Origin of the sequence: Pseudohongiella spirulinae, from assembly GCF_001444425.1 — a bacterium.
Classification (GTDB): domain Bacteria; phylum Pseudomonadota; class Gammaproteobacteria; order Pseudomonadales; family Pseudohongiellaceae; genus Pseudohongiella; species Pseudohongiella spirulinae.
Map to the genome: position 1 here is coordinate 1,854,810 of NZ_CP013189.1, position 16,435 is coordinate 1,871,244.

Annotated in this window: 17 protein-coding genes; 7 read left to right on the forward strand and 10 right to left on the reverse strand. The window is 56.9% G+C overall.

Annotation, left to right across the window (positions count from 1 at the left end; genetic code table 11):
- Positions 1-16: 16 nt before the first annotated feature.
- From PS2015_RS08475 to rd, 3 genes are all read right to left on the reverse strand, one after another.
- A complete protein-coding gene (locus tag PS2015_RS08475) occupies positions 17-1,564 on the reverse strand; it encodes a S1C family serine protease (RefSeq protein WP_082628051.1) in 1,548 nt (515 codons plus the stop codon).
- A 75-nt stretch (positions 1,565-1,639) separates the two neighbouring features.
- The gene (gene metG, locus PS2015_RS08480; protein WP_082628052.1) at positions 1,640-3,733 is read right to left on the reverse strand and encodes a methionine--tRNA ligase; all 2,094 of its coding nucleotides are present in this window, start codon (positions 3,731-3,733) and stop codon (positions 1,640-1,642) included.
- Positions 3,734-3,778: 45 nt separating this feature from the next.
- Entirely contained in the window at positions 3,779-3,946 is a 168-nt protein-coding gene (rd, locus tag PS2015_RS08485) for a rubredoxin (protein ID WP_058021793.1), read from the reverse strand.
- Between the two features lie 96 nt (positions 3,947-4,042).
- Between rd and PS2015_RS08490 the strand changes: the two genes are divergently transcribed.
- Genes PS2015_RS08490 through PS2015_RS08500 form a run of 3 tightly spaced genes read left to right on the forward strand, consistent with a single transcriptional unit; the run spans position 4,043 to position 6,216 of the window.
- Positions 4,043-4,762, forward strand: coding sequence for an RnfABCDGE type electron transport complex subunit B (locus PS2015_RS08490; RefSeq protein ID WP_169792285.1), 720 nt, complete (start codon positions 4,043-4,045; stop codon positions 4,760-4,762).
- Complete coding sequence (nth, locus tag PS2015_RS08495) at positions 4,759-5,394, forward strand: endonuclease III (protein ID WP_058021795.1); 636 nt, start codon at positions 4,759-4,761, stop codon at positions 5,392-5,394. Before PS2015_RS08490 ends, nth begins: the two co-directional genes overlap by 4 nt.
- Before the next feature lie 3 nt (positions 5,395-5,397).
- Positions 5,398-6,216, forward strand: coding sequence for a glycosyltransferase family 2 protein (locus PS2015_RS08500; protein ID WP_058021796.1), 819 nt, complete (start codon positions 5,398-5,400; stop codon positions 6,214-6,216).
- A 324-nt stretch (positions 6,217-6,540) separates the two neighbouring features.
- On the opposite strand, the gene PS2015_RS08505 is transcribed toward PS2015_RS08500, so the two are convergent.
- Positions 6,541-7,755, reverse strand: a complete 1,215-nt coding sequence (locus PS2015_RS08505) for an argininosuccinate synthase (RefSeq protein ID WP_058021797.1) — start codon at positions 7,753-7,755, stop codon at positions 6,541-6,543.
- Positions 7,756-8,126: 371 nt separating this feature from the next.
- Positions 8,127-9,038, reverse strand: coding sequence for an OmpA family protein (locus PS2015_RS08510; protein ID WP_082628054.1), 912 nt, complete (start codon positions 9,036-9,038; stop codon positions 8,127-8,129).
- Positions 9,039-9,204: 166 nt separating this feature from the next.
- Here PS2015_RS08510 and PS2015_RS08515 point away from each other — a divergent pair, with 166 nt between their 5' ends.
- The 4 genes from PS2015_RS08515 to rnt all read left to right on the forward strand — a co-directional run bounded on the left by PS2015_RS08515 (position 9,205) and on the right by rnt (position 11,710).
- Complete coding sequence (locus PS2015_RS08515; protein ID WP_058021799.1) at positions 9,205-9,444, forward strand: hypothetical protein; 240 nt, start codon at positions 9,205-9,207, stop codon at positions 9,442-9,444.
- Entirely contained in the window at positions 9,441-9,659 is a 219-nt protein-coding gene (locus PS2015_RS08520; protein ID WP_058021800.1) for a DUF2283 domain-containing protein, read from the forward strand. The genes PS2015_RS08515 and PS2015_RS08520 overlap by 4 nt, the downstream gene beginning before the upstream one ends.
- Positions 9,660-10,013: 354 nt before the next feature.
- A complete protein-coding gene (gene pyrC, locus PS2015_RS08525; protein WP_058021801.1) occupies positions 10,014-11,066 on the forward strand; it encodes a dihydroorotase in 1,053 nt (350 codons plus the stop codon).
- Positions 11,066-11,710 carry a ribonuclease T gene (gene rnt / locus PS2015_RS08530; protein ID WP_058021802.1) on the forward strand — a complete coding sequence of 215 codons (645 nt, stop codon included), beginning with the start codon at positions 11,066-11,068 and terminating at the stop codon, positions 11,708-11,710. Before pyrC ends, rnt begins: the two co-directional genes overlap by 1 nt.
- Before the next feature lie 75 nt (positions 11,711-11,785).
- Here rnt and cysQ read toward each other — a convergent pair whose 3' ends face one another.
- From cysQ to PS2015_RS08555, 5 genes are all read right to left on the reverse strand, one after another.
- A complete protein-coding gene (cysQ, locus tag PS2015_RS08535) occupies positions 11,786-12,541 on the reverse strand; it encodes a 3'(2'),5'-bisphosphate nucleotidase CysQ (protein ID WP_058021803.1) in 756 nt (251 codons plus the stop codon).
- A 207-nt stretch (positions 12,542-12,748) separates the two neighbouring features.
- Positions 12,749-13,447, reverse strand: coding sequence for an OmpW/AlkL family protein (locus tag PS2015_RS08540; protein ID WP_156412693.1), 699 nt, complete (start codon positions 13,445-13,447; stop codon positions 12,749-12,751).
- A gap of 126 nt (positions 13,448-13,573) precedes the next feature.
- Complete coding sequence (locus PS2015_RS08545; protein ID WP_058021805.1) at positions 13,574-14,116, reverse strand: CBU_0592 family membrane protein; 543 nt, start codon at positions 14,114-14,116, stop codon at positions 13,574-13,576.
- A gap of 4 nt (positions 14,117-14,120) precedes the next feature.
- Positions 14,121-15,110, reverse strand: coding sequence for a substrate-binding periplasmic protein (locus PS2015_RS08550; protein WP_169792286.1), 990 nt, complete (start codon positions 15,108-15,110; stop codon positions 14,121-14,123).
- Positions 15,111-15,162: 52 nt separating this feature from the next.
- Positions 15,163-16,389 (reverse strand): hypothetical protein, encoded by a 1,227-nt coding sequence (locus PS2015_RS08555; RefSeq protein ID WP_058021807.1) that lies wholly within the window; start codon positions 16,387-16,389, stop codon positions 15,163-15,165.
- Positions 16,390-16,435 lie beyond the last annotated feature (46 nt).

Below are 16,435 nucleotides of genomic sequence, written 5' to 3' on the forward strand. Positions count from 1 at the left end.
ACTCCTGCGATGCGTTTTAAGGTTGAACCCGGGCCAGTGCGGGCGAGTCAAACAGGCCTTCTGAATACGGGGCCGGAATGCGGTAACGGTTCAGAATATCCAGTTCGCTGTCGCGTGCCTGCTGATGGTCGACAACAAGCTGGAAGCCCGATTCACTGCGAAACACCACATACGGCTCTTCGTTGTTGTGCAATTTGCGGCTGAAATCATAAAAGTCACGGATGGGCTCACCGTTGACCGTCTCAACAATCCAGTTGCGCACATCGTGATAACCCAGATTCACATCGGCAGCCAGCACCTGCAGGGCCACCACCACTTCGCGCTTCTCCGGCGACGCCCACTGACTGCGGGCGTGCAGCATATTCACAGGGGCGCTGCGTGTCCAGTCGTTACCCCAGCGTTTGATCAGGTTCATGTTCAGAGGCACAAACAGAATGCCGCCGTAAATATAATACTCAGGCACAGCATCGAACTCTTCAGAGCGCACCAGACTATAGCTCTGCTGACGACGCTGGGCAGTGAGTTCCACATCCAGGACCTGACCGTTACGTGCGATGCGCAGTGGCACCGTATCGCCTATCTGTTTCAGGTCAATAGCATGTTTATAGTTGGTCTGCAGGTCGCGGCTCAGACGGATAGAGCTGTCACCGGCTACTTCAAAACCGTCGATACTCAGCAGCACGTCGTTCTCCTGCAAAATACCGTCGGCGGGCGATTCCTCAAACACCTTGATAACCAGCACGCCGCTTTGATCCGGCGTCAGGCCATAACGGGACTTGGCTGCCGGACTCTCAAGGTCCTGGGTGCGAAAACCCAGATCCGGGAATCCGTCGTAGCTGCCGTTGCTGGCATCAGTCAGCATGTGACGCACAATATCCGGCGGCACAAAATAACCCAGCGCCTCGGTGCGGCTGCCTCCGGCCGACTGCATGACCACGCCGGCAATCTTGCCATCGGCAATCACCGGGCCACCGCTGTTGCCAGGGTTGATGGCCGCGTCAATCTGGCCCGCCAGCAAAAACTCGCCCGAATGCGCATACACCTGCTGTTCCACGCGCGACAGCACGCCTTTGGTCACGCTCAATGTGCGCCCGCCAATCGGGTAGCCAAACACCAGCACCTCGGTGTTGGGTTCCGGCAGATTGCCGATCTCCAGTGCCGGTGCATCGTCAAAAAATGAACTGTCTTCAACGCGGATCAGGGCCAGGTCGGATGCATGTGAGACAAACTCAACACTGGCCAGGTAGCGCTCGGGGTCGTTGTGCTTCTGAACCTGCACGTAGCTGGCGTTGGCAACCACATGCGCATTGGTCAGGATACGTTGACCCTCAATAACAGCACCGGAGCCGCTGCTTTGTGAAGGGTTCATGAGCCGCCATGGCGTGAAATAATCCGGCTCCGCGGACGTGGTGTAGATTTTGATGATGGAATCTTCAATGGCACGGATTTCATCAGTGGTCTGGGCATTGGCGGCGGCGCTGAGCCAGCTCAGCGCACAGGTGACCACCAACAACGCAGTCCGCGACAACCATCGCCGGGCGGCGACCGGGGCTGCTGCAGTCATCAGCTATCCTCTTATATTTTGATTATTGATCCCCGAGTAAACCTGAAAAATTAACCCGGCGTCAAATAATCTTTGTCAGACAATACGCATGCCCGGTTGTGCGCCGCTGTCCGGGCTCAGCAGAAAGATGTCTTCACCACCGGGACCGGCCGCCAGCACCATGCCTTCGGACAGGCCGAATTTCATTTTGCGCGGTTTCAGGTTGGCCGCAAGCACCGTCAGCCGACCCTCCAGAGCCTCCGGTGTATAAGCCGAACGTATGCCGGAAAAGACATTGCGCACCACGCCCTCACCGTTGGCGTCGGGGCCAAGGTCCAGTGTCAGTTGCAGCAGCTTGTCGGCGCCTTCCACATAGTCAGCCTTGATGATGCGCGCCACACGCAAATCCACCTTGATAAAGTCGTCGAAGGTGATTTCCTCAGCAATCGGTTCCTTAGCCAGCTGGCTGTCCACGGTTTGCTCTCCTGTCACAGTCGACGCAGCAACCTGATCCACAGGCGCCGCTGTCAATTTACGGGTTTGTTCCGCTTCTTCGCGGGTGGATGCCAGCAAAGCCTCCACCTGCGCCGCTTCCGCGCGGCGAGCCAGCGGCTTGAAGCTGTCTATCACATGATCAGTCAGCAGGCTGGCCGCATCACGCCACTGCAGAGGCTGCACCTGTAAAAATGCTTCCACCTTCTCGGCCATCGCCGGCAGCACCGGTTTCAGGTAAATCATCAGCAAGCGGAACAGGTTGATCCCGGTTGAACAGATGGCCTGTACCTGAGGGTCCTGCGGGTTCTGTTTGGCCAGCACCCAGGGCTGCTGCTCGGCAATGTACGAATTCGCCTGATCAGCCAGCGCCATGATCTGACGGATGGCGCGGTGATATTCCCGCTCTTCATAGGCCGTGGCGATGCTCTCGGCAGCCTGCTGCGCCTGGGCCAGCAATTCCGGATTGGCCAGCTCCTCGGCCAGTCTGCCCTCAAAACCCTTGCTGATGAAGCCGGCACAGCGACTGGCGATATTCACCAGCTTGCCCACCACATCGGCGTTTACCTTGGCCAGAAAATCATCAAAGCTCAGATCCAAATCGTCAACGCCGCCGCCCAGGCGCGATGCCAGAAAGTAGCGCAGAAATTCGGCATCCAGATGCTGCAGATAGGTGTCCGCATTGATGAAAGTGCCCCGTGATTTGGACATTTTCTTGCCATTGACCGTCATAAAACCATGCGCAAACACCGCGGTGGGCGTTCGGTAGCCTGAATCACTCAGCATGGAGGGCCAGAACAGTGCGTGGAAATTGATAATGTCCTTGCCAATAAAGTGATACAGCTCGGCCTGGCTGCCCGGCTTCCAGTAGTCATCAAACTGGCGACCTGTTCTGTCACACAGCGCCTGAAAACTGGCCATATAACCGATGGGCGCATCCAGCCACACATAAAAATATTTGCCCGGTGCATCAGGAATTTCGAAGCCGAAATAAGGCGCATCACGGCTGATATCCCACTCCTGCAGGCCGCCTTCCACCCACTCCGCCAGCTTGTTGGCCACCTGCGGCTGCAGGCTGCCGCTGCGCGTCCATTGCTTGAGAAAGTCAGTGAACTCCGGCAGCTTGAAGAAATAATGCTCGGATTCTTTTTCCACCGGCGTAGCGCCAGACAAGGTGGAGCGCGGGTTAATCAGCTCCGCCGGACTATAGGTCGCACCGCAGACTTCGCAGTTGTCACCATACTGATCCTCCGCCTTGCATTTCGGGCAGCTGCCCTTCACAAAGCGGTCAGCCAGAAACAGACCTTTCTCCGGATCAAACAGTTGTTTGATACTGCGCGTGGCGATGCGGTTATTCGCCCGCAGCGCCTTATAAATCGTTTCCGAATAGTGACGGTTTTCCGGCGAATGCGTGGAATGGTAGTTGTCAAAACCAATGTGGAAACCGGCATAGGACGCCATGTGCTCCGCGCGCACCCTGTCAATCAGCTGCTCAGACGTGATGCCCTCGTTCTCGGCACGCAGCATGATAGCTGTGCCATGGGCATCGTCGGCGCACACATACACACAGTCATGCCCGCGCATCTTCTGGAAGCGCACCCAGATGTCGGTTTGCACGGCTTCCAGCATATGCCCCAGATGGATAGGTCCATTGGCGTATGGCAGAGCGCTGGTGACAAGAATTTGGCGTTGAGTCACGGTGTTTTCCTTTAAGGTCTGGCTGCTGATGCTATCTGTCAGGTTTTAATCAATCTCGATCATTTCAAAATCTTCTTTCCCCACCCCACACTCCGGACACATCCAGTCCTCGGGCACATCCTCCCAGCGGGTACCCGGCTCAATACCGTCTTCCGGCCAGCCTTCCGCCTCGTCATAAATAAAACCACAGACAATGCACTGCCACTTCTTCACGCGGGATACTCCGTTTCTAATCGTGTCGGGCCGTTGGTGATGCCCGGATTATCGAATGGTCGGCAGCTGAGGCCGGCCTGTTCTGCAAGGCTGCTGATGATACTGGATTGCGCGCCCGGCGGCAAAGTCGTGATAAACTGCGCGGCCATGACAAGCGCCGACTTTATTGAACTGATCAACGCCCAGCTGCCACAGACCCAATGCACCAAATGCGGGTTTGACGGCTGTCGCCCTTATGCCGAGGCGATCGCCGCGGGCGAGCTGATCAACCGCTGCCCGCCCGGCGGACCGCAGACCATCGAGCGCCTGGCGGCGGTGACCGGGCAATCTGTGCGCCCCCTGAACCCGGAGGTCGGACAACATGTGCCGCAGCAGCTGGCAGTGATCCGCGAAGATGAATGCATCGGCTGTACAAAATGCATTCAGGCCTGCCCGGTCGATGCCATCGTTGGCGCGGCCAAACTCATGCATACTGTCATTGCTGATGAATGCACCGGCTGCGACCTGTGTCTGGAGCCCTGCCCGGTGGACTGCATTGACCTGATCACCGTCGGTACGCGCATTGAGCCACCGTCACGCGAAACAGCAACACACTGGCGTCAGCGCTATGAACGGCGCGAGGCGAGACTGGCCCGCGACGCAGAGGCTGCAGACCAGCGCAGATTGCTCAAACTGAAGGATAAGCTGGCGGCACTGGATCGTGGAGAGGAACTGCAGCGCGATTCGGTGGCCAATACGGCACTGGCCAAAACGCCAGAGCAGCTGAGGGCAGAGATTATGGCGGCGGTGGCGAGGAAGAAGGCCAACAAACCATGAACCGCCAAAAACGCACAGAAATCTTCCAGCGCCTGCGCGCCGAGAACCCCAGCCCCACTACGGAGCTGGACTACAGCAGCACTTTTGAACTACTGATCGCCGTGATTCTCTCCGCTCAGGCCACCGATGTGGGTGTAAACAAAGCCACCCGCAAACTGTATCAAGTTGCCAACACGCCGGAAGCCATTCTCGCGCTGGGTGTCGACGGACTGAAGGAATACATCAAGACCATCGGCCTGTTTAACACCAAGGCGGAAAACGTTATCAAGACCTGCCGCGCACTGGTGGAAAAGCACAACAGCATCGTGCCCTCAACACGCGAAGAGCTGGAAGCCCTGCCCGGCGTCGGACGCAAAACAGCCAATGTAGTGCTCAACACGGCTTTCGGTCAGCCCGCGATGGCTGTGGACACACATATCTTTCGCGTTTCCAATCGCACCGGCATCGCGCCAGGGAAAACCGTGCTGGAAGTGGAAAAACGTCTGCTGCGACTGGTGCCGGCGGAATTCCTGCTGGACGCCCACCACTGGCTGATTCTACACGGTCGTTATGTCTGCACAGCGCGCAAACCTCGCTGCGGCGCCTGCGTGATCTATGATCTGTGCGAATATAAAAAGAAGACTGAGGTGTAATCTGTGACCCTTGTCGCCAGCGTCATCATCTCAACTTACAACTCACCGGACTGGCTGGAAAAAGTCCTGCATGGCTATTTCAATCAGAACCGCAGGGACTTTGAGATCATCATCGCTGACGATGGATCAAAAGAAGATACGCGCGAACGTCTGGACTCTTTGCGTGACATCAGCCCCGTTCCGATCACCCACGTATGGCAGCGCGACGACGGATTCCGCAAATGCCGCATACTCAACAAATCTGTACTCCGCGCCAACAGCGACTATCTGATCTTTACCGACGGTGACTGCATCCCGCGACACGACTTCATAGACACGCAAATGCGTGCCGCAGAACCGGGCTACTTTGTCTCCGGTGGCAGTCTGCTGCTACCCATGTCGACCAGCAAGCTGATCACACCAGACGACATCAGGGAACAACGCTGTTTTGATAAGCAATGGCTCTACGCCAACGGCCTGAAACCCACCCGCAAAATCCTGCGCATAACCGCCGGCCCAAAACTGGGCGCTATTCTGAATCGCTTCTCACCGGCCAACTGCAACTTCAAAGGTTCCAACGCAGCCGCCTGGAAGGCTGATGTACTCAAGGTCAACGGCTTTGATGAGCGCATGGCCTACGGGGGCGAGGATCGGGAGTTTGGGGTCAGGTTGAACAACATCGGTATAAAAGCGCGCGACGTGAAGTACAGCGCGGTGCTGGTTCACCTGGATCACGCCAAGGGTTACCGCGACCCGGCGCTGATGGCCTCCAACAAAGCCCTGCGCAAACGCGTCGAGCGCGAGCGCATCACTCGCACGGAACACGGGATCGAGCAGCTTTGACGCTGCGGTTAGCCTTTTGCGTTTAACGTGTGCGGGGGCCGCGCGGTGATGGTGGTCGGGGGCACGTCCGACCGCAGCTCCGCCACGGCTTTCCGGCGCTGCGGAACTCGACCTCGCAGCAAGCTGCTCGGGACTCAGACAGGCCTCGCGCTTTTTCGGAAAGCCGTGGCTGCGCTAAACGCGGTCTGAATGGACGTGCCCCCGACCACCATCACCGCGCTCACTTCGTAGTAAGCAGCGGCTAAGCAATCCTGACTGATAGTGTTGTGAATCCGCTACGGAGTGAGCGCGTTGGGCGGCCACCCCAGACGCTAAGCGCAAGATTCAGATCTTGCGCCCCTTGTTGGCAGCAATACGCAAACGCAGTGCGTTGAGCTTGATGAAGCCACCGGCATCCGCCTGGTTGTACGCGCCCGCGTCATCCTCAAACGTCGCGATGTTCGCATCAAACAAAGAGTCGGCCGACTCCCGACCCACCACTGCCACGCTGCCCTTATACAGCTTCAGACGCACCTTGCCGTTCACGTACTGCTGCGAGTAATCAATCAACGCCTGCAGTGCCTGACGCTCCGGAGAGAACCAGTAGCCGTTGTAAACCAGTGACGCATAGCGCGGCATCAGTTCATCTTTCAGGTGGGCCAGCTCACGGTCCAGTGTCACGGATTCGATGGCACGATGACCTTTCAGCATCACCGTACCGCCGGGTGTTTCATAGCAGCCGCGAGACTTCATACCAACGTAGCGGTTCTCAACGATGTCTGCACGACCGATGCCATTGGCACCAGCCACCTTGTTCAGGTGCGCAAGAACCGTAGCAGGTGACATTTTTTCGCCATCAACGGCAACGATGTCACCCTTTTCGTAGGTGAGTTCAATATAAGTCGGTGTATCTGGCGCGTTTTCCGGCGAGACTGACCACAACCACATATCTTCTTCCGGTTCCGCCGCCGGGTCTTCCAGCAGATCACCTTCGTAGGAAATATGCAGCAGGTTAGCGTCCATGGAGTAAGGCGACTTGGTGCCGCGCTTTTTCTCGACCTGAATACCATGCTGGTCACAGTAGGCCAGCAGCTTGTCACGCGAGTTCAGATCCCATTCACGCCACGGAGCAATCACGCGGATACCCGGCTTAAGTGCATAGGCACCCAGCTCAAAGCGAACCTGATCGTTGCCCTTACCGGTTGCGCCGTGAGAGATGGCATCGGCGCCGGTTTCATTGGCAATTTCCACCAGACGCTTGGCAATCAGCGGACGAGCGATAGAGGTACCCAGCAGGTATTCGCCTTCATACAGCGCATTGGCTCGGAACATGGGATTGACGAAGTCGCGCACGAACTCTTCGCGCAGATCTTCTATGTAGATTTCCTTGATGCCCATGGCCTTGGCTTTGGCGCGGGCCGGCTCCAGCTCTTCGCCCTGCCCCAGATCAGCGGTGAATGTCACCACCTCACACTGGTAGGTTTCCATCAACCACTTGGCGATGACCGAGGTATCCAGGCCGCCTGAGTAAGCCAATACCACTTTTTTGATGCCAGACATGCTGTGCTGCTCCAAATTGAAGGGGATGAAAAAACAGGGCGGGAATTGTAGCAGATAAAAGCGCCGCGCTTAAGTCAGCTGTGGCTCGGGGGACGTAGACTGTCTCTGTCCCCATTTAATCGATTGGTTGGTCGCGTCTTGGTGGTGAATGCGGTGACGGTCGGCCACATCCCTGGCGGCAATTTCCGGCGCTGCAGAACTCGCCCTCGCGCGCTTCGCGGGCTCGGAGCTCAGACAGGCTTCGCGCTTTATCGGAAATTGCCGCCAGGGATAAGCGTGGCCTGATTGACCGTCACCGCATTCACCACCAAGACGCTTGATCACTGCATGTGCCCTGGGGACAGAGACAGTCTACGTCCCCCGCGCAAGGATTACTCGCGGTGCAGGCGGATGGTGACGCGGCGGTTTCGGTCGCGGTCTTCGGCGCTGCGTTCCTCGCGCACGATGCGGAATTCAGGGGTGGCACCGAAAAAACGGGTATTGAACATGTTTTCATCCAGCCCGTTCTGCACCAGATAGGATTGCACGGCAAAGGCGCGGATGCGGGACAACTCCAGATTGTCGCGCGCATTACCGGCGCCGTCCGTAAACCCGTTGATTTCTGCGCGAAGCACTCTCGGATCGGCTTTGATATAGGTGATGATGTCATCGAGCTGGGCCTTCTGGGTCTCGTCCAGCTCGCGGCTGTTGACCGGCCAAAAGACGGTTGAACGTTCAATCTGATCAAAATTGACCGGCAGCAGCTCAGCGGCGCAGGCGTGGTAGTTCTGATAGGCTTCGCCGAAACGCACGGGCGACAGCCCGACGTGCACCGATTCGTTGTCGCTGAACCAGGCGCGTCGCATCAAAGTCGGCACCATACCCCGCCCCAGTTCGGCGATCAGCAGACGACTGTGTGAAGCATCCAGCGATACGGGACGCCGGCTGCGCGTCACATCTACGTAGGCCAGATCCTTGACCGTCAGATCCTGACGCCAGACTGGCGGTTGTGACGTCAACAGCGCCTTGCCCGCCTGCATGGGGCTGTCCGGCGTCTGCAGATAAAAGCTCAGGGGTTCACCCGCGCGATGGTAAAACACCGCCATGCCAAAGCCGGGAATCTGCTGGCTGAGGCTGCATTCGAAAATGGAGCCTTCGGTGGTCCAGCCGGAGGCATCAAAGTCGGGGTAATAGGACGACACGGAGCCGGCATGCACGGATGCCGCGCACATTAATCCCGCCAGACTGGCAAGCGCCCGGCAGATGCGGGGGTGAATCGAGTCTGACGGGCGGGCAATGATCATACTATGTGAATCGTCCACTGAGCGGTGAATTACCGATACGTGAGTTACATCGGCGGGCCACCGGCAAACTTTAGCAGCGCGGGGAAGGAGGCGGCCTACGTCCCCAGGGCAAATCTCCCGTGACTAGTCTATAAACTGACCATGGATACAGTCAGGACTATCAAGGATGATTTACCGCTATACCGAATATTTTGAAAAGCATGTGCTCCGCAAGCGTCCTTATTTGAAAAAAGAGTGGTGTGAGCATGCGCTACGCACCCCTTGCCGGTGGGAGATTCAGGAGGGGAATCGATTTCGTTTTTTGGCTGCAATAGATGAGTTGGGAGGTCGCTACTTGCGGGTTGTGACTCTGGCCGATAAAGTGACTATTCATAATGCATTTCCGGATCGGAGGTTCAAGCCATGAAACTGAATTATTGCCCCGAGACAGACTCCCTGTACATTGACCTGTCTGACCGGGTCAGTGCATCGAGCCGCGAGGTCTCCGAAGGGGTTGTATTGGATTATGACGATAAAGGTGAGCTGGTTGGTATTGATATTGATAATGCCAGCCGTAAGGTCGATCTGGCCAGCCTGACCGTGAGTCGTTTGCCGGGGACGGTTGAAACTGAGGCTGCCTGAGGTTGTGGCGCGGGGGACGGAGGTGGTCTACGTCCCCAGTGCACTGGCGGTGATCAAGCGTCTTGGTGGTGAACGCGATTACGGTCAATCAGGCCACGTTTATCCCCGGCGGGAATTTCCGATAAAGCGCGAAGCCTGTCTGAGTCCGGAGCGGCGCAGCCGCGACGTCGAGTTCTGCAGCGCCGGAATTTCCCGTAAGGGATGTGGCCGAGCGGAATCCCGTTCACCACCAAGACGCGCAAACCAATCAATCAAATGGGGACGTAGACCACCTCCGTCCCCCGCGCATCTGCCGCCAAGATGAGGTAAACTTACGCTCATCGTTACCAAGCCACCCCATCTAAGAAAGCACTTATGACATCGATCACCCTGACCCGTCCGGACGACTGGCACCTGCATCTGCGCGACGAGGATGCCCTGCTGACCACCGTTCCGCACACGGCAGCCCGCTTTGCCCGCGCCATCGTCATGCCCAACCTGAAACCGCCCGTGACCAGCCTGGCAGCGGCGCAAGCCTACCGCGACCGCATTCTGGCAGCCCGACCCACCGGCAGTGACTTTCAGCCCCTGATGACTTTGTATCTGACAGATCAGTTACAACCCCAGGAAGTCGTCAACGCACATAAAGCCGGTGTCGTCACAGCGGTGAAATACTACCCGGCCGGTGCCACCACTAATTCCGACAGCGGTGTCACAGCGCTGGAGAATGTATTTCCGGTGCTGGAAGCGATGGCAGATGCCGGCATCCCGCTGCTGGTGCACGGCGAAGTGACTGATGATCATGTCGATATATTCGATCGCGAGAAAGAGTTTATCGACCGGGTGCTGAGCCGCATCATTGATCGCTTCCCGAGCCTGCGCGTAGTCATGGAGCATATCACCACGGCCGATGCCGCTGCCTTTGTGCGCGATGCCGGTGACAACGTGGCTGCCACCCTGACGCCGCAACATCTGATGTACAACCGCAACCATCTGCTGGTGGGCGGCGTGCGCCCGCACCTCTATTGCCTGCCAGTGCTGAAGCGCAATATCCACCAGCGCGCTCTTCTGGAAGCAGCCACCAGCGGCCATCCGCGCTTCTTTCTGGGCACCGACTCCGCGCCGCACGCACAGCCCACCAAGGAAACCGCCTGCGGATGTGCTGGGTGTTACAGTGCCAATGCGGCCATTGAACTGTATGCCGAGATTTTTGAGGATGCCGGCGCGCTGGATAAGCTGGAGGGGTTTGCTTCTTTCTACGGCGCCGATTTCTACAGACTGCCACGCAACACCGACACCATCACCCTGCTGAAAGAAGACTGGACTGTACCTGCCGCGTATGACTACCTGGGCACAGCGCTGGTGCCGCTGCGGGCAGGTGAAACCTTGCGCTGGCGGCTTGCGCTGGGGACGGAGGCGGTCTCCTGATGCATGAGCACGACGAAAATAGTCACTCGGACAGCCCGCTGGGCAACCGTTTCCGGGGTTATCTGCCCGTGGTGGTAGACATAGAGACCGGCGGCTTCAATGCGAAGACTGATGCCATTCTGGAGATCTCCGCCGTCATCGTTGGTATGAACCAGAAGTCCATCATGGAAATCGAGCAGACGCATTTCCACCGGGTGATTCCTTTTGAAGGCGCCAACATCGAGGAAGCCGCGTTGAAATTTACCGGCATCGATCCCTGGCACCCGCTGCGCATTGCCCGCAAGGAAAAAGACGTTTTTGAGGACCTGTTCCGGGTCATCCGCACAGCGATGAAGGCCAATGGCTGCAAGCGTGCCATTCTGGTGGCTCACAATGCCCACTTCGATCATGGTTTTATCAATGCGGCAGCCGCCCGACACGACCTGAAACGCAACCCCTTTCACCCCTTCTCCAGCTTTGACACCGCTACTTTGAGCGGCCTGGCGTATGGGCAGACAGTGCTGGCCAGAGCCTGCGAGGCTGCCGGCATTGCCTTTGACACCAAGGCGGCTCACTCGGCCAAGTACGACGCCGAAAGAACCGCGGAGTTATTCTGCAATATTGTGAACAGGTGGCAGAAGCTGGGTGGCTGGCCGCTGGGTTGACGGTGGTGGCGCGGGGGACGGCGGTGCGCGGGGGACGCCGTCCCCCGCGCACCGCCGTCCCCCGCGCCACCACCGTCAACCCAGCGCTATGAAATCTGGATTCTCATATCCGCGCTTGCCGTAACCCAGCTCCTCACCAGCAGTATCGGTCAGCCGCCCTCCTGCTGCGCGCAAGATGGCGTGCCCGGCGGCTGTGTCCCATTCCATGGTGCGACCAAAGCGCGGATACAGGTCCGCTTCCCCGGCAGCAATCAGACACATTTTTAATGAAGAACCGGCATTACAGACCGAGGCTACGCGCTTGTCAGCCAGGTAATCCTGCATCACAGCCGTGTCTCCATGAACCCGACTGGCGACCACCGTCAGGCCTTCAGCAGGTGCTTTGCGCGTAGTAATCTGACGGCGCCCGCTCGCCTCCGTCAGCCAGGCCCCCTGCCCGACCACGCCGGAAAACAAACGATCCAGCGCGGGCGCGTAGATCACACCCAACACCGGCACATGGCGCACAATCAGACCAATATTAACGGTGAATTCACCCGTGCGGGATACAAACTCACGGGTACCATCCAGCGGATCAACCAGCCAGAAGCAGCCTTCCGCCTCATCTTCGCGCCCAGCCGCTGCAGCCTCCTCGGCCACAATGGGAATATCCGGCGTTAACACCCGCAAGGCCTGCTCAATGAGCGCCTCGGCCTGGTGATCAGCATCGGTCACGGGAGAATTGTCATCCTTGCCGTAGACAGAAAAGTCTGTGGCATAGATCTGCATAATCAGCCGCCCGGCATCGCGGGCGATCTGTTCCAGCGCGGGAATCAGGTGAGCGTAGTCCATGCGCTGATTTTGGCATAAAAGCCGGATTGAGGCGAGGCACCGGGGACGGAGGCGGTCTACGTCCCCAAGGCACTGTCAGTGATCAAGCGTCTTGGTGGTGAACGCGATTACGGTCAATCAGGCCACGTTTATCCCGTTCACCACCAAGACGCGACCAACCAATCAATCAATCAAATGGGGACGTAGACCGCCTCCGTCCCCCGCGCCTCAGAACATGAAGCCGACCGATAGCATATACACCCACGGATCAATGTCCACGCTGGTCGTAATCCGCCCCAGCGCTGAGTCCAGAGAAGCATCGGTCGAGATATCGAGGCGGCGCACCGCACCGCTGATTGTCCAGGTATCATCAAACCGGAAATCAGCGCCCACACTGGCCGACCAACCCCATGAATCATCCAGTTTCAGACGATCAGCCGCCAGCTCTGTGCGAGCCTGAGGTGACAGCTTTTCGCTGAAGAAGGTGGTGAAATTCAGACCCGCACCGGCATAAACACGCAAACGCGCTGCCGGCCCGTTAAAGTAATACAGCGCGCTGACGGTGGGCGGCAGGTGTTTGGTCGATCCAAGATCCGTAGTCATGAAATTGTACTGAGACAGCCCATCCACAGACAGATCATGTTCAAAAGGTGTGGCCGCCAACAACTCCAGCCCCAGATGATCGCTCATCATGTAGACAACATTCAGGCCAACCTGGGTGTTGTTGTTGACACCAACGCCCGTGCCTGCCAGCGGGCCAGTCGCCTGCGTGGTCAGCACCTTGCTGCTTTCATCGGGTGCAACAGTCGCCGCACCCACACGCACCAGCCAGTCGCCGGCCTGCTGCGCGGAAACGATGCCAGGCAATGTCATCAAAGAACTCAAAGCGATAGCTGCTGATAGTCGTGCTGTGTTTGTGAATCTCACTTTATTTCTCCCTAAGTGGATGTTGGAGCTACCACTACAGACTACCCCCACCACAGCGCACGCCTTTGATGTAAATCAGGGAAAAATCCCAGCGAAATACAGGACAGTTCAGAGACTCAAGACAGATCAAGATTTATGACGCAACAAACCCACCGCAGAGATACTGCCCCATGCAAGCTCCAGTACAAACACAGGCAGATTATCGTCAAGATACAGAATGGGCACCAGGGCATAAGCTGCCGTCATGTTGTACCAGAGAAAGCGGCGGCGCTGGATCACCCCACTGGCAAACAGCAGGTAAGACAAGCCAAACAGTAATGTCCCTGCCCAACCCAGCAGACTCATGCCTGTATAAAAATCAAACAGACTCCGTCCCATGCCAACGAGGCCCAGCACCACGCAGGGTGCGATCAACCACCGTTCCGACAGCTTAAAAGAGACCTGCGGCGCGTATCGCAGCACGATTGCCAGGCTGATCAGCGCCCAGAATACATTGGTTGCCGCCGCCTGCCAGGATGCAATCACAACCGAACTGAAGACCAACATTAAGGCGGCCAACAGATTTACAACATAATACATCCGCACGCGCGGATCATGCGTCAGTGCCAGATAAAAATGGGCAAGCAAATACGAGACAGTGCCCAGCCAGCCAATCAGAGAAACCAGCATTCAATCACCGGGCCGGAACAATCTGCAGATGCATGTTTTTCACATACAATTCCTTGCCGACATGCGGACCGTTTAACACCACAACCAGACTTTCATCTGTCATTGTGCGATAGATCTGCTCGCTCGGTGAAGCCTCGCTGATCAGATCACTCCAGCGTAACACCATGGCACGGGTTCCTTGTGGAATTGCGAAATGCTGCGCAGGGTTCGTGCGCGTATTGCCGACAATCACCGGGAATCCCTCAGCAGCCACCAGCTCAACAACATCAGTCTGTAGTCGCTGTTCAAAGTCACCACTTGCCTCTATAGAAGAAATGATGCCGGCCTGCAGCAAACGTTGATGACTGATATTAAAACGCGCAATAAACTGTTCGCCCTGATCCGTTACCGGTGAAATCAAATGCAGACTGGAAATGCTGTCCAGGGCTGCAACCGGTCTCACCAATTCCATCTGATCAGGAAATTCATCCTGCAACAGGGCACTGGCAACCGAATCAGTCATTGGCAGCAGGTCAATGGCATTGTTCAACAAGGCCCGCATGGCCTCCTGTTCGCTGGCAAAAATAATCGGATCTATTAGTATTTCGTCCAGCTCGGCACCATAGCTGTAACCAGCAACCTGCCCGAAACGCAGTCCGGAAAAATCCGTCGTCTCATCCCGAAAATCGTGAAACTGGCGGTTGTAATACAGGCGATTACGCACTTCAAACAGCGGATCGGAAAACACCACCTGCCCTTCCCGCGACGGTGTCCTGAAATAAGGAAACGACACCAGGGAAGCGTCTTCTGCCACACGATTAAAACCGTAAGCAAAGTCAAAATACTCAAACTGTGCCGTGTAGCCCATATCATGCAACACCAGACGCACAATCCGCGCCGCACTGCCCAACCCATTGCCAGATATTGTGTTACGTGGCTCCATCACATAAGGCGGCCAAATATCAGTCAGCACTGGCAAATCCACGGTCTCTGCCGCCCGCACCGACTGTGACATGAACGTCACAAGCAGCAACAAACTGAACACCCGGGAACGTACAGCACACTCTTTACTTATGTCTTTTAAGCAGACCATATACAACCACCAGAATGACGAATAACAATGCCGAACCCGACAGCAGCACATCGATCTCGCGCGAAGCAACAAAACTGAGCACCCGCGACACGCCACTGTCGGTATAACCCAGCACCGGGCGAGATATGAATTCGCGACTGTATTGCACCAGTCCCAGCGACAACTCCATGATCGCAATCAGGGCAATCGCAGCCAGAATGACATCTGTCAGATAGGTACTGAATTCGCGCCGACTACGATCCAACTCATTAATACGCGCACTACTGGCCTCAATCAGCCGATTGCCATTGGCCACAACATCGTCAAACTCCCAAGCCTGCATGATGCCATCAACCACCCGGCGCATGGTGCGATTCATAAAACTTTTCTGAACCCCAAACTGAATCTGCAGCATTTGCATGCGCTTTCGAGTCCGCGTTAATTCGGCTTCAGCCTTGCGGGCATTTTTTTCAAACTGAGCACTCGATAAATTCAATTGCGCCTGTCGATTCAGAATGTGCTGCACCGCATAATAATACTGCGACAAACGCATTGCCGCGCGCAGCATGCGGGTTCGCGCCGGATCAGCGTCAACAATGACGTAGTTCAGCCAGGTCATGGAGTAATCCGTTTCGCCCGCAATCAAACGTTGCGCATCGTCGGGTCGCGCCGTATCGCACAGCCATTGCTCAAGAAACGTCTGCATCGCCGGGTCGGGCAGAGAATCCTTGGCGATCAACACAGTACGCGCTGTCCAACTCTCATCCACAAGCGACTGAACGGTTTCCGACGCTTGCTTGTCAAGATAAGTGTCGGGGATTTGCGTGGCGGCGTCGGCCAACAGCCGGGATACGGCCGGCAGGTGCGTGACCATCAATTCACGAGCATGGCGCTGGGCAAACTCTTCGACCTGCCGCGGATCCAGGTGTTCGCGATAATTCAGACAGATCTCGACGATCGCCATGCCCACAGGAAACACATGAAAGACAATCTCGCCACGATCAACCGCCTGCCGATAAACCACCAGGCGTGTGTCGTAATTATCTTCGTCCTTTCGATCAAAGTCAGACAAACGGCTGTTCAGGTCCCGATTCGGCACACACAGTAGCTCGTCATCCGCCGGCATAGCGGACAGCACCTGTTGGTAGTCACGCGAGCGCGGATCCAGGCCGGGCTGCAATCGCAGTGAGGTGTGGATGGGGGTAAACGTCACAATCTGCACAGGCTTGGTCCTTGTTGACGGATAACAGAGCTGGGCGCGAAACGCC

Excerpts from the sequence above, each read along its gene's own strand:
- PS2015_RS08475 (WP_082628051.1), bottom strand. The coding sequence starts at position 1,564 with ATGACTGCAGCAGCCCCGGTCGCCGCCCGGCGATGGTTGTCGCGGACT.
- PS2015_RS08490 (WP_169792285.1), top strand. The coding sequence starts at position 4,043 with ATGATACTGGATTGCGCGCCCGGCGGCAAAGTCGTGATAAACTGCGCG.
- nth (WP_058021795.1), top strand. The coding sequence starts at position 4,759 with ATGAACCGCCAAAAACGCACAGAAATCTTCCAGCGCCTGCGCGCCGAG.
- PS2015_RS08505 (WP_058021797.1), bottom strand. The coding sequence starts at position 7,755 with ATGTCTGGCATCAAAAAAGTGGTATTGGCTTACTCAGGCGGCCTGGAT.
- PS2015_RS08510 (WP_082628054.1), bottom strand. The coding sequence starts at position 9,038 with ATGATCATTGCCCGCCCGTCAGACTCGATTCACCCCCGCATCTGCCGG.
- PS2015_RS08515 (WP_058021799.1), top strand. The coding sequence starts at position 9,205 with ATGATTTACCGCTATACCGAATATTTTGAAAAGCATGTGCTCCGCAAG.
- PS2015_RS08520 (WP_058021800.1), top strand. The coding sequence starts at position 9,441 with ATGAAACTGAATTATTGCCCCGAGACAGACTCCCTGTACATTGACCTG.
- pyrC (WP_058021801.1), top strand. The coding sequence starts at position 10,014 with ATGACATCGATCACCCTGACCCGTCCGGACGACTGGCACCTGCATCTG.
- rnt (WP_058021802.1), top strand. The coding sequence starts at position 11,066 with ATGCATGAGCACGACGAAAATAGTCACTCGGACAGCCCGCTGGGCAAC.
- cysQ (WP_058021803.1), bottom strand. The coding sequence starts at position 12,541 with ATGGACTACGCTCACCTGATTCCCGCGCTGGAACAGATCGCCCGCGAT.
- PS2015_RS08545 (WP_058021805.1), bottom strand. The coding sequence starts at position 14,116 with ATGCTGGTTTCTCTGATTGGCTGGCTGGGCACTGTCTCGTATTTGCTT.
- PS2015_RS08550 (WP_169792286.1), bottom strand. The coding sequence starts at position 15,110 with ATGTCACAGTCGGTGCGGGCGGCAGAGACCGTGGATTTGCCAGTGCTG.